Annotated in this window: 10 protein-coding genes and 1 pseudogene; all 11 read right to left on the bottom strand. The window is 61.0% G+C overall.

The window, feature by feature from the left end; genetic code table 11:
- Window position 1: 1 nt before the first annotated feature.
- Entirely contained in the window at window positions 2-982 is a 981-nt protein-coding gene (locus tag AYM40_RS07795) for an alpha-ketoacid dehydrogenase subunit beta (RefSeq protein ID WP_063495710.1), read from the bottom strand.
- On the bottom strand, window positions 975-2,063 hold the full coding sequence (gene pdhA / locus AYM40_RS07790; protein ID WP_063495709.1) for a pyruvate dehydrogenase (acetyl-transferring) E1 component subunit alpha: 1,089 nt from the start codon (window positions 2,061-2,063) through the stop codon (window positions 975-977). Before pdhA ends, AYM40_RS07795 begins: the two co-directional genes overlap by 8 nt.
- Window positions 2,064-2,181: 118 nt before the next feature.
- Window positions 2,182-3,090 carry a LysR family transcriptional regulator gene (locus tag AYM40_RS07785; protein ID WP_063495708.1) on the bottom strand — a complete coding sequence of 303 codons (909 nt, stop codon included), beginning with the start codon at window positions 3,088-3,090 and terminating at the stop codon, window positions 2,182-2,184.
- Between the two features lie 144 nt (window positions 3,091-3,234).
- A pseudogene (locus tag AYM40_RS42310) lies at window positions 3,235-3,448 on the bottom strand (IS3 family transposase); the annotation flags it as partial.
- A gap of 114 nt (window positions 3,449-3,562) precedes the next feature.
- Window positions 3,563-4,411: an enoyl-CoA hydratase-related protein gene (locus AYM40_RS07780; protein ID WP_063495707.1), complete on the bottom strand. Its 849-nt coding sequence runs from the start codon at window positions 4,409-4,411 to the stop codon at window positions 3,563-3,565.
- Complete coding sequence (locus AYM40_RS07775) at window positions 4,404-4,697, bottom strand: hypothetical protein (protein WP_148662135.1); 294 nt, start codon at window positions 4,695-4,697, stop codon at window positions 4,404-4,406. The genes AYM40_RS07780 and AYM40_RS07775 overlap by 8 nt, the downstream gene beginning before the upstream one ends.
- Window positions 4,698-4,699: 2 nt before the next feature.
- Window positions 4,700-5,563, bottom strand: coding sequence for a 4Fe-4S dicluster domain-containing protein (locus AYM40_RS07770; RefSeq protein ID WP_063495705.1), 864 nt, complete (start codon window positions 5,561-5,563; stop codon window positions 4,700-4,702).
- Between the two features lie 10 nt (window positions 5,564-5,573).
- Window positions 5,574-8,552, bottom strand: coding sequence for a molybdopterin-dependent oxidoreductase (locus tag AYM40_RS07765; protein ID WP_063495704.1), 2,979 nt, complete (start codon window positions 8,550-8,552; stop codon window positions 5,574-5,576).
- Window positions 8,553-8,830: 278 nt separating this feature from the next.
- A complete protein-coding gene (locus AYM40_RS07760; RefSeq protein WP_063497904.1) occupies window positions 8,831-9,535 on the bottom strand; it encodes an OmpW/AlkL family protein in 705 nt (234 codons plus the stop codon).
- A 544-nt stretch (window positions 9,536-10,079) separates the two neighbouring features.
- Window positions 10,080-12,101 (bottom strand): acyl-CoA synthetase, encoded by a 2,022-nt coding sequence (locus AYM40_RS07755; RefSeq protein ID WP_063495703.1) that lies wholly within the window; start codon window positions 12,099-12,101, stop codon window positions 10,080-10,082.
- Window positions 12,098-13,054, bottom strand: coding sequence for a fumarylacetoacetate hydrolase family protein (locus AYM40_RS07750; RefSeq protein ID WP_063495702.1), 957 nt, complete (start codon window positions 13,052-13,054; stop codon window positions 12,098-12,100). The genes AYM40_RS07755 and AYM40_RS07750 overlap by 4 nt, the downstream gene beginning before the upstream one ends.
- Window positions 13,055-13,083: the final 29 nt, after the last annotated feature.

Below are 13,083 nucleotides of genomic sequence, written 5' to 3'. Positions count from 1 at the left end.
TTCACGAGGCCTCCAGAGCCTGCCTGACCGCGGCGACGATGCGCTCCGTGGCTGGCATATATTGATTTTCGAGTCTGTACAGCGGCACCACCACGTCATATCCGGTGACGCGCTGCACCGGCGCGAGCAGCGAGTACAGTCCGCGCTCCGCGACATTGGCTGCTATTTCCGCGCCCACCCCTCCGGTGCGCGAACCCTCATGCACGATCACACAGCGTCCAGTTTTCGCCACCGACGCGAGAATGGTGTTCATGTCGAGCGGTTTGAGCGTCGCCACGTCGATCACCTCGGCCATCACGCCTTCCTGCGCGAGCAGATCGGCCGCGGCCTGCACGTCCTGCACCGCGCCGCCCCAACTCACCAACGTGACGTCGGACCCATCGCGCAGCGTGAAGCAACTGTCGAGCGGCAACGCTTCGCCGTTATCCTCCACCGGTTGCTTGAAGAGCCGGTAGAGTCGCGTCGGTTCGAAAAAGATCACCGGGTCCGGGTCGCGGATTGACGCGAGCAGCAAACCGTATGCACGTGCCGGCGAAGACGGCGTCACGACACGCAATCCGGGGATGTGGGTAAACAACGCCTCAGGACTTTCGGAATGATGCTCCGGCGCGTGGATCCCCGCGCCGGACGGCGCCCGGATCACGAGCGGACACGTCAGCCGTCCGCGGGTTCGATGCCGAAGACGCGACGCGTGATTCAGAACGTGGTCGATGGCCGGATAGATGAACCCGCTGAACTGGATCTCCACGACCGGCTTCAGGCCCATCGCCGCCATGCCGATCGCGGTGCCGGCGATCGCCGTTTCAGCCAACGGCGTATCGATCACCCGCTCTGCGCCGAATCGCGCCTGCAACCCAACCGTCGCGCGGAACACGCCGCCATTCACGCCGATATCCTCGCCGAGCAGCACGACGGCTGGGTCGTGCGCCAGTTCGTAGGCGAGCGCCTGATTGAGCGCCTCGACCATGTTGAGGTCAGCCATGGCGGTTCCCCGCAGGGGGCGCGAATTGCTGCGCCATCGCCAATTGTTCACGCATCGCCAACGGCAAGGTCTCGTACAGATGATCGAACATGGCGGATGTGTCCGGTGGTGGCACCCCGAGATACGCGTCGACGGCCTGCTCGACCTGGGCAAGACACGCGCGGCCGAGTTGCTCGTCCTGCGCCTTGTCCCAGACGTTCATGTGCATCAGGTAGGTGCGCAGGCGCAGCAACGGTTCATATTCCCATTGCTTGCCAAGGACCTCGGAGTCGCGATAACGCGTCGCGTCATCGGCTGTCGTGTGATCGCCAAGGCGATAGCTGAGCGCTTCTATCAGCGTCGGGCCATCGCCGCGGCGCGCTTTGGCGAGCGCCGCGTGCACCACCTGATGCACCGCGATCACATCGTTGCCGTCGACCTGCAGCCCATCGATTCCTGCTGCGATCGCCTTTTGCGCGAGCGTTTGCGCGGCGCTCTGGCGGCTGCGCGGCACCGAGATCGCCCACTGGTTGTTATTGACCACGAGGACAAGCGGCGCCTGCCAGACGCCGGCCATGTTCATTGCTTCGTAGAAGTCGCCTTTGGACGTGCCGCCGTCGCCGAGTATCGCCACCGCGACGCGCGGCTCGTGACGCAGCAGGAACGCGTAGGCCGCGCCAGCCGCATGGCATACCTGCGTGCCGATCGGCACACAGTTCGGGAAATCGTCGCGAGGCACGCTGAAGTCGCTGCCGCGTTCGTCGCCGCCCCAATACAGCAGACTTTCCGTCATTGTGACGCCGCGCAGCAATTGCGCGGCGTGATCGCGATAGGACGGAAACAGCACGTCGTCGGTCTGCATCGCGCTGGCGACGCCGACGCCAATGGCCTCCTGTCCAACCGACGACGCGAAAGTGCCGAGCTTGCCGGTACGCTGCAGTGCGACGGCCTTCGTGTCGAACGCCCGTGTCAGCACCATCGCGCGATAGAGCGGAAGCAGCGCGGCCGGGTCCCGCGCAAACGCAGGCAACGGCTGAGCAGGCTCGCCGCCAGGGCCAAGATATTGCGTGTAGCCGATATGAAAACTGGCAGCCGTGGTCATGACCGCCCTCCATGTTCATTCAGATATCGTATACGCGCCGGGGTTCGCGCGCATGAGCGCTACCGCACGAACGCTGCTGTGCATTCGCGCAAACTTTGCCGCGCGCGGTTTACCCGAACTAGCGCGACGTCGGCAGTGCCTCGAAAAAGGCGGCCGCATAGTCGATAAATGCGCGCACCTTGGCAGGCAGCAGTGTCCGGCTGCTGTAAGCGAGCCGAATTTCGATGCAGTCGTCGACGAGTTGGAAATCGGTGAGCAGCCGGACGAGCTTTCCGGAAGCCAATTCATTGGCTACAAGGTCTTCGGGCACGACACCGATTCCGAAACCCTGCAGCACCATTCCCCGGTTGAAAGCGGGGCTGTTCGACGAAATATCGAGACAACGCGGTACGCTCAGCTCTTTCTCGCCGTTCCGAAAGTCGATGCTGACGCGACGAATCGATGGCGACATCAGCACAAAATGGTGATTGGCCAAATCAGATGGGTGTCGCGGTATTGACGAGGTTTGCAGATACTCCGGCGTCGCGACGATGACAACCGGAATTCGCTCGAGCAGGCGTACGACGGTCGTCTCGCTCGTCACCATGTACGGAACGACGATGCCAAGGTCATACCCGTCGGCAACCAGGTCAACGGGCCGCTCCGTCAGTGTCACATCGAGCGCGACTTTCGGATGGGCCCGCTTGAATCCGGCAATCAAGGGAACCAGCCGGCTGATTGTCGCCGTCGTATGGGCGACTAGCCGCAAGACGCCGCCCGCTTCCCGCGTCTGGTTTGCTACGTCCGCCTCGAGTGCATCCAGATCGTCCAGGACACGCACGCAGCCTTCGTAGAATCGCTCCGCGGCTTCGGTGAGCGAGAGCTGTCGCGTGGTCCGGTTTAACAGCCGGCATCCCATCCGCTGCTCCAGCCCCGTGATGGCCCGCGACACCGCCGGCCGGGTCAGGCCATGCCTGTCCGCCGCCCGTGCGAAACTTTTCAATTCGACCACCGACCGGAAAACGCGCAGGCTTTCGACATATTCCATGACGAGATCTCTTCGCTAAACGGCAACAAAGGGTGGCTGGAATGCCGGATCGGAGCTACCGGATATTCCAGTCTCGGACCACGTCTCCAACCGTATTTCCGCGGACAAGCAACTCGTAATCCAGCGATAGACAGCAGTCTAGCAGTCGCTCCGGCCTTCCCGGCACAGCATCACACTCACCCGGCGGCGGCCATAATTCACGCGTGACCTCCGTGATGCGCATGACGATCGCGTTCAAGTCACGCGCGATCGACTGATATCCATACACCGAGTGCGACAATTTCAGTACCTTGCAGGCCTGCCGCTGGCTCGCGCCAAAACGCTGGATCAGATCCGCCGCGCGTTCACGCAGCCGGGAAGCGAGTCGCGGACGGTCGCTTCAATGGAATAGGACCTTCTCTTCGGACTTTGACCTTTCCAGCTGCACGGCTGTAGACCAGCGAGTGCGCGAATGGCCAGCAACGGTTCCCTGTCATTGCGGATTGCCCTTCTCACGGTTTGTCAGCGGCGACAGCGCGTCGAAGCGACCCTGCCGATTTCCATTCCAGGCGGAAATTGCCTCGGCGAGGTCCTGGGTGTCGAATATGGCGCTCTGGAGCAATGCCATATGTCGCAGAGATTCGGACGTACTATGATCGCGCGCGAAGTTGATCGCAGTCTTGCACCCGGCAACGGCCAGCGGGGACTTCGACGCGATGGTTCCGGCCAGCTCCATCGCGTGTCGGAGCAGCGCCTCGGCATCGGGCAACACGGCATTCACCAGGCCGACTGCCAATGCACGCTCGGCGCTCAATCGCTCACTGGTGTACGCCATCTGGCGAGCCACGCCTACGGGAATGATCTTCGGCAGGCGCTGGAGCACACCGAGGTCAGCCGTCATGCCGATCTGCGTTTCCTGCAGTGCGAAGAATGCGTCGGCCGTGCAAGTGCGAATGTCGCAGGCGACGGCCAGATCGAGGCCCCCGCCGATGCAGCCGCCCTGAATTGCGCAGATGACTGGAAACCGGACCTGATCGAGCGTATCGAAGCAGTCCATCAGATTTCGCAACGCGTGCTGGAAGCCCAACCGGGCCCGTGGACTACTGTTGTCAAACACATCCGTCATACCGGTGAACACGTCGAGCGCCATCCCGGCAGAGAAATGCTTTCCGGTGGAACTGATGACGAGGGCCCGGGTGTCACCCGCGCCATCCAGCGCCAGCACGGCGTCGCGCAACGCGGTAAAGAAGGACGGCCCCATCGTATTGAGCCGGTCGGGACGGTTCAGCTGGAGCTGTGCGATGCCGGATTCGTTGCTGATCTGAAAGTATTCGTTATGCATCAATAGCCTCAAAAAGTCTGTGCACACCATCGCACAGGCTCACCAAGCCGAGTGCGAGGGCGTCCGCCCGCAGCGGCAATGATCTGCCGTCGCACACCGAAAGCGTGCGGATGTACGCGCTGACCTGGTTTCCCTTGGCGCGCTTGACGTCGATGGGATTGACCGACGTCGCCTCGACCCGGACCAGAACCTCGCCTTTTCCCGGTCGGGGCATCGCGGTCGTTCGTGTCTCCAGTTGGACAGGGTCCGCCGGTCTCCGGCAAAGCAGCTTCGTTGCGGTGCTCATGATCACGCGACTCCCACGCCGTTTGTCGACTGGACGAGCCTGAACTCGCCCAGGTAAACGCTTTCGTCCAGTTCGCAATTGCGCCAGGCGTTGCCGAGGTCATGACGGATCTCGACCCGGTAGAGGCCGCTTCCCTTGGCAAGGCCACCGAACCGGAAATCGCCGAAGCCGTCCGAGACAGTTTCGCCCACCTTCTGATTGCCGACGTACAGGGCGACGACCGCATTCGTGACGCACTCCACCACTTCCCCCATCTGCGCGCTGACACTTCCCCCGATGAAGCAGGTTTCCCAGCGCTCCAAGTCGCTGTACCACACGCGTGGCTTCGTGCCGAGGTTGGGCCGCAATACCTTGAGCCCCTCGCGCCGGGCCTTCTCGGCCATCGCTGCGTCATCCAGCTTGACCGTCTCGAAGACATCGGTGGGACAGGACTGCTGGCAACGCGGCCGGGGCCAACCCTGATCGAGCAGATGGGCATCGAAGATCCAGGTCTGCGGCACTTGCAACTCTTCATTCCAGACGATCGCCTTGTACGGGCACGACTTCACGATGTCTTTCCGGCCCCGCGCCTTGTCCGGGTCGATGATGACGATGCCATCGGCGCGCTTGCGAATGGCGCTGCCTCCCACACGCATGCACGGCGCGTCGTCGCAATGGTTGCACATGACCGGCAGATACGTGGTCTCGACCATATGCGAGTCGCCCTGGACACGGCGCAGGATGCGAACGGGGCTGTCGGCGTTGGGCGACGCGGGCGCGGCATAACCGGGGAAGTCGTTGCCGACGTGCTCGTCCCGCGCGGCAATGACGCAGTTCTGACAGTTCTCGCAACGCCCGACTTTGATAACCAGATTCCACTTGCTCATTCCATGTTCCTCACGCCGCGCGACCGAGCTTGAACGCCTCGGCACTTCTCCACTTTTCGACCTGCACCAGGCAGGAGTTGGGGCTCATGCTGCTGGTGCCGGCGGTTTGAGGCCGGTCAGGGGTCAGCATGTTCATGCAACCGCCGATTTCGACGCGTTCGCCTTCGATTTCAATCAGTTTGAATTCGGCGCTCGCCTCATACGACTTGACCACTCCCGCGTAGACCAGCGGCGAGACGTCGGCTGCGCAGATCACCGCGCCCCGGTCGTTGTAAACCTTCACGAGGTCGCGATGGGCAATGCCCCGCACGGTCGCATCTTCCCGACTAAGCCTCAGCAGCCAGAAGCGGTGGCCGCCGATCAGCGCGCGATGGTCCTCGATGCTGTTAACAGAGGAATTCTTGCCGTCGCAATGGGTATGGAAGCTGTAACGGCTGTGAGTGGCAATCAACTGCAGCGGATAACGCTGAGCCAGGTCCGAGCGCAGCCCCTCCCAGGAGGGGATATATCGGTTGAGCGGCGGCCGCTCGGGATTGTCCGCAGTATGCCGCTTCAGCAACTCCGGCACGAACTCCAGCTTGCCGCTCGGCGTCTGCAGTCCTGTGCCAAATTTTTCGGCGAACTGGGACGGCAGCGGATGTGGTTCCTGAACGTCTTTCCGCCGGCCCTCCGCGAACCAACGCATGTCCACCGGATGGCGCAACTCAGGCTTTTCGGATGGCACGACAAAATAGCCTTTACGGCAAAACTCACGCCACGAGATGTGATCGGGCAGATCCGACGAGTCGAAGACCCGCTTGACCCAGTCAAGCTCGCTGCATCCCTCGGTAAACACCCCGCCCAAGCCCAGCCTGGTCATGATCGCGGTGAAGATGTCGTAGTCGGAACGGGACTCGCCCAAAGGTTCGATGCACTTGTGCTGCAGCGTCATCACGCGATGATTGACCGTGCCATACCCATGGTGGGCGTAGCCGCCGGAATTCGACCATTCGCCGATGTCCCAGCGCTCCAGCGAAGTGCATGCAGGCAGGATGATGTCCGCAAACTGGGCCTCGCCTTCCATCCAGATCGACTGGTTGACCACGAACTCGATGCTGGGGTGCCGGTAGGCGTCGGCCCAGCGTCCGGAATTCGTCACCGTGCTGAAGGCGGACCCGCCGTAACGATAGATCATGTGGATCGGCGAATACCCGGGCATGGGGTAGCTGAACGGCGCGAACTGGGCTTCCTGCGAGATGCCGTCCCAGAGGTAGCCCGTGGCATGGCCGTTGATGATGGCGTCGGGCAGTTGCTGGCGCGGGACCATTTGCTTGACCGGATTCATGGTCAGGATGTGCGGCATGCGCTGGTAATTGTTCACCGCATTTGCGGTCCACGCCAGGTCGCCGGAAATACCGCCGTCCGCGTAGCCGGGGAAATAGAAATGGAGATCATGGGGGACACCGACTTCAAGGCAGCCGAAATTGACCCCCGGCTTACCCCAGCCCTGCATCGCCATCATCATGATCATGCAGCGCGCCCATTGTGCTCCAGTCGCGCCGCGGCCCGCGCCACCGAATCCCGCGCCGGTCATCCCAACGGCCAGATGGACCTTCCTGTTCCCCCATCGGCGCGCAAGCGCGCGAGCGTCCTTGGCCGGCACGCCGGTCTCGCTCTCCTGCCACTCGGGAGTCTTGGGAACGCCGTCGGTTTCGCCGAGAAGATAGGCCCTCCACTCGTCGAATCCGGTCGTGCGGGCGGCGATGTAATCCTTGTCGTACAGGTCCTCCACGGCCCACACATACATGATGGCGGTGGCGAGCGCAGCGTCGGTTTGCGGTCGAACCGGAATCCAGCGCCCGCCCAGCAATTGGGCAGTGGGGTTGCAGTGCGGGTCGATATGAACGAACTCGATGCCGAGTTCCTTGGCCCACAGGCGCCGCGGCGTCCCCTCGAATCCCGCATAGGCCCCGTTGGTGCTTTCGGGGTCGCAGGACCAGAAGACGATCATGTCGGACTCCTTGAGGCAATCCTCGACGCCGCCGTAGCCGGACGGCACGCCGATGCGCATTGAGTTGCCGAAATGATGCATGGCGCCCCAGTACCAGCCTTCCCAGCTGTCTGGATTTGCAGCGACTCGGGTGAAGCCGATCAGGTTGGCAAAGCGCGTCAGCGCGCTGAGGTAGTAGCCCACATTGCCCCACTGGTGGTGGGACGACAGGGGAAAGGTAATGGAACCAGGACCGTGAACACGCTTCTGCCGGTTGATTTCCCTGGTGAGAATATCCAGGGCCTCGTCCCAGCTGATGCGCACATAGCCAGACTTACCCCGGTTCTGGGGATTGCGTTCACCGTCAGGGTCGAAATCGACCCGCTTCATGGGATGAAGGATGCGCTTGTCGGAGTAAACGAGCGACTTGAGCGTCAAGGCATGGGGCGCGACCAATCCACGCCGTGGCGGGCTGAAGCGGCGTCCGCGCGCCTCGATCACGTAACTTGGCGCATCCGTGCTGTCCAGATCGATGGGTGTCACCCGAACGACGCGACCATCCTTGACGTAGACGAACAGCGGGCCGCCGTTGGTGCAGGTAGTGTAGCGGCGGGTGCCATCGCGCATGGGTGTGCCCATCGGCAGGCCGACGGTCTGCATCATGCTCAGGGTTTGCAACAGCCACACCAGGAGTTCGTCCTCGCCCTCAGTGACCACCTTGAAGTTCTTGGCGGCATGGATGATTTCGCCCTGATCCGGCTTGGGCGAAAGGAACTTCAGGGCGGTGGCCACATCCTTGAAGGCCATGCGCACGTCGGGCCGCCGATGCCTGCCGGCGCGCGACCGAACGCGCCCGTTCCTGAACGTGATGACACGGCCGATGCTTTCATCCGCGAGTCCGATCCAGGCGACGAGATCGCGCTCCTTCAGGCGATCACGATAGGCGGGAAAGCGGCGTGCCGTCATGTCAAGGACCTTGGGCAAGGCAAAAAGAATGGTCTTGAGGACCTGTCGTTTCATTATTCAATCCAAAGAGAAGCTTTGCTGCGCAAGCGGTGACATGACGGCATGACCGACCGTTTCCCCGAGCGTGTGAGCAGCCCAAACGAGCATGGTCATGTCGGCTGTGGGTCAGAGACCCGGCATCGCCGGGCTCCTTTGCAGCAGCGTGTGTCGCAATATGTGTAATCGACCGTGAGGTCGCGGCCCGCAGTCAGGTCCGGGTGGCGAAAAAATAACTTCCGTGTCTTCGATGAGCGTTCAAACCCCTCGATTGGCGCATCGACGACCTGTACGCGCTAGAAGGTATAGGCGACGTTCAGGAAGACGTTAAGGGGATTGAGTCGGAGCGTCGATTTGGAAACGATCTGCGTTCCCGTTGCGGTCTGCCCGTATAACGTAAGGTGGGTCTTCACCGGAACGTAGCCGAGAGAGGTTCCGACCGACCAGTGTTTTGTAATCGCGTAATTTGCCCCGACCTCGAATACAGGATTCCACGATGAACTGAGTGTCGCACGTGCCGAGCCGCCTGGACCAAGGCTATCAGTGACAAACTGGCTATTGGTTGTCCGAACCTGGGTGAACCACGTATAGTTCACGCCGAGCCCTATGAACGGACGGAATTTCGATTCGGCTGAAAACAGGTGGTATCGAAGTTCGATGGCGGGCGGCATCGGCTTTGTCGTGCCGAGGTTGCCATACTTATGTAGCGTCCCGTCGCCAACCAGATTCACCTTCATCGGTAGTCCAAAAAGCATGGCGACACCAATGTTGTCCGTGACGTAGTACTCGGTGGTAATTCCCACCGTATCCGTTGAGCTCGCATGCGCTCCGCTACCAGATAGCTGCTGATTCACCGCCACGCCGCCAATGCTTTCCACGGTTAGTGGCGTTGCGTCGCCCTGTGGTGCAATGTGAAGCCATCCTGTCGCCAGCGTTATGCTTCCGGCTGACTGCGCATTGGCATTGTCGATAAGCGCAGCCGAGCAGATGCAAGCCGCCATACCGACCGAAGTAATCGCGCGTTTGTAATTCCTCAAGTCTCTTCTCCTGTCTCTCTGTCTGGAAATTTTTATGAATCAGTGGTGTTGCCGTTGGATTCGTTCAATTGATTGTTTTTCCTTCCTCCGTATTGCCACAATGTCGCATCCTCCGATCGCCCTGCACGCCTAGTAAGCGTGCATGGCCAGGCGTTCCGTCTCAGGCGGGAACACGCACCACGTGCCGTCGCGGTGCCGGAAGAAAAAGAATCCGAGCGGGCCTCCCGGTAGCAGTAGCTCGATACGCACGCACGGCCTCTGATTCGAGCGCGCGCGGCTGAATCGGGTAACTCGAATCGGCGTCGAAGAAGTCGGTCCGAGCCATTTTTCAACCTGCGAACGCAAAGACCTTTCTGATGCAACACTCATCCTCTTTCCCTCCAAACCATTAGGCGTTCTAATCTATAGACACCGGCAGGCATTTGAACCGCGGCATCGCGGCGCGTACACCGGATTAACCTTTAGTCCGGGCGTGACCCAACGCGCCCCGTTGATGTCGTGGCTCGTTTCACGTTGGGCTGCCCTGCGTATCTGTCGCTGTTGCGTCTGTCCCCGTCGGTTGCTCCGCCCGTGACGGCCTCGCGACGACCGAGATCGAAAATGCGAACGGAAAGCGCCCGAGCGCGGAAGTCGCCAGTGCCTCGAACGCGGGGTCGGCAAGTTCGACGTGGAGTAACAATCCGCGCGAGGTGTCGTCAACAAGGCTAACGGCTGCATGCTCAACGCCAGCCTCCACGAGTGCCGACCGTAGGGCGTCTGTCGTTTCGGACCGTTTCAGCGCCGGCTTAAAGATCTTGCCCACACCCGTCAGCGGCATCGCGTCTACGATCCGTATCCCCTTTGGCAACGCGGCGCGTTCGTTGATCTCGCGACGCAGAAACTCGGCCAGTTCCTCTTCGGTTGCCGTTGTGCCCGGCTTTAGCTGGACATAGGCAACCGGCAACTCGCCCGCGTGCATATCGGGGCGCCCCACAGCTGCAGCAATCTGGACTGCGGGATGGCGATGCAGTGGTTCTTCGATTGCCGCAGGGTCGATGTTGTGTCCGCCCCGGATAATCAGCTCCTTCTTCCGGCCGGTGAGCCAGAAGTAGCCGTCGTGGTCGCAGCGTCCAAGATCTCCGGTATTGAGCCAGCGCCCGCCGTCGCTGCCTTCCATCCAGATGCCGCTGTTCTGCTCCGGCCGGGTATAGCCAGCGAACACGTTTGGCCCGGAAATAACCAATTGGCCGACCTCATCCGCGACGCAGTCCCGTACATACCGGCCGCTTTCATCGACCACCACAGCTTTCATTGCCTGACCAGGCAGACGGAGACCAATCGAACCGACCTTGCGCTCGCCAAGCGGTGGGTTAACACTGCTAACGCAAGTCCCTTCCGTGAGGCCGTAGCCCTCGAGGATTCTGATTCCTGTACGATCCTGGAACGTGCGAAGTAATTCCACCGGCATGGGGGCGGCGCCGCACAGGCCATACTCGAGAGAACTGATATCGCGCTCGCCAACCGGAACGTCCAGCAGCGATCCGTAGAGTGTCGGAACACCGCTGAAGAAATTGATGCGGTAATGCTCGACAATTTCCCAGAAACGTTTTACAACGCCCTCGCCCCGATAACCTTGTGGTGTGCCGAGCACGACGTGGGCACCACGCGAGAACGCCAGCAGACCTGTCACGATCACGGCGTTGACGTGGAAAAGCGGCAGTCCGCAAAAAATCGTTTTCCCCGGACCAATGCTTTCGCCGAAGAATTGACCCGCGTTCCACGCATTGGCCACCTCGTTGCCGTGCTGGCGAATCGCAATCTTCGGCAGTCCGGTGGTGCCGCCCGTGCAGAAGAAGGACGACACATCATCAATACTCATCCGACGCGTGCTGCTGAGCGCTACCCCCGACTCTTTCGCGATTGCAGTGCTGAAATCGTGGATGCCAACATGCGCAGGAACGGCACTGTGAATGCCGCCAGGTCCATGCAGTTTTGAACACTCGCCGCGTTGGAGCATCCGGGCCTCGAAGCCTTTTTCACCCGGCACGCGGTCGGCCGGATTCACGAGCACGAGATGCTGCAGGCAAGGGACCTTGCGCAGCACCGATTGCACCTTCTGCCAAAGGTCGGTTCCGGGAAACGGCGCCAGGGTGACGAGCACGCTCGCACCTGAGGCGTTGAGCAATTCGCCGATGGCTTCGCCTTCAAGCAGCGGATTGATCGCGCAGACAATCCCGGCGGCTTCCCCGCCCCAGATCACAAAGTGCGTTTCAGGGAGGTTGGGCAGAACGTACGCGACCACCGAGTCGCGCTGTACCCCCAGGTGCGAAAACATATTCGCGGTTCGCGTGACATCACGCACGAGTTCGCTATACGTCCAGCACTCAGCGTTCCGATGGTCGTCGGCCGTTGCAAAGAACGAAAGCGCGGGTGCCATTGGATTGATGGCTGCGCCCCGACAGATCATCTCGTAGGTACTCGACGGAAGATCCGCCGGTTGTCCCTGCGTTTCGATGGCAAGGACATCGTCTATATTTGCGACGCCTTTCATGCCGCCTCTTCTACAACGACGTTATGCTGTACGCCCAGATTGATCGAGCGGTCATTGCTGACGATATGCGCCTCCACGATGTCACCCACGCGCAGGTACTGTGGCCTTTCCTCCTGCATCTTCAGGAACAGACGCCATTTTTCCGCTTCAGGCAGCTGCGCCGCGGCGCGCATCTTTTCCGGTGACGGAATGCTCAGGGCACAACCGGAGGGCGTGCCGGTGGCGAGCAGGTCCCCGGCGCGCAGGTCGTGTACGCCTGAAAGCTCTGTTAAGGTCTCTGCCGGGCCGTAGACGAGGCCCGCCGTGGAGTCATTCTGGCGGACAGCTCCGTTCACCGTCAGCGTCAGCACGAGCTCCTTCAGCTTTGAAATATCCCGTTTCTCCAGGAGGCACAGGTAAGGGCCGACAGGGCCGAAAGTGCGATAGCTCTTGCCCTTGTAGAACTGCATTTGCGGAATCTGGATGTCGCGCGCGGAATAGTCGTTGACGATCACGGCGCCGGCGATGTAGTCATGCAGGTTTTCCTCAGTGACCGTTTCGCGCGACGTAATGTTGCGTTTGAGGACGAGACCGAGTTCGATCTCGTAGTCAAGGAACTGCACTTCGTTTGGCTTAACCACGGGCGAGTCGGCCGCAACGATGCAGCTCGTCGCCTTCGTGAAGATCATGTTGAATTTCTTCACATCCGGGTCCATTCCGGACTCGATCATATGCTGGCGATAATTCGCGCCCTGGCAGATGAACTGCTGATTGACGGTCACGGGCGACAACCATTGCACCTCCGATTCGAGAATCGTGGGACCGCTTAGCACCAGCAGCCGTTCGACCGGGTTGGCCTCGATAAACTCGGAGGTCGACTTGAACTCGCCAGGAATCGGCGTGATAGCGCCATTAGCGACCACGCCCCACTGGGCGCGGTCTTGATGCAAATAATGCAGAACGTGAAGTGCCATTTATCGATCTCCGGATTCCATGGAAGGGG

It is taken from the genome of Paraburkholderia phytofirmans OLGA172 (assembly GCF_001634365.1).
Classification (GTDB): Bacteria; Pseudomonadota; Gammaproteobacteria; order Burkholderiales; family Burkholderiaceae; genus Paraburkholderia.
Note: the sequence above shows the minus strand (reverse complement) of the source record. Positions and strands in the feature narration are given on the sequence as shown.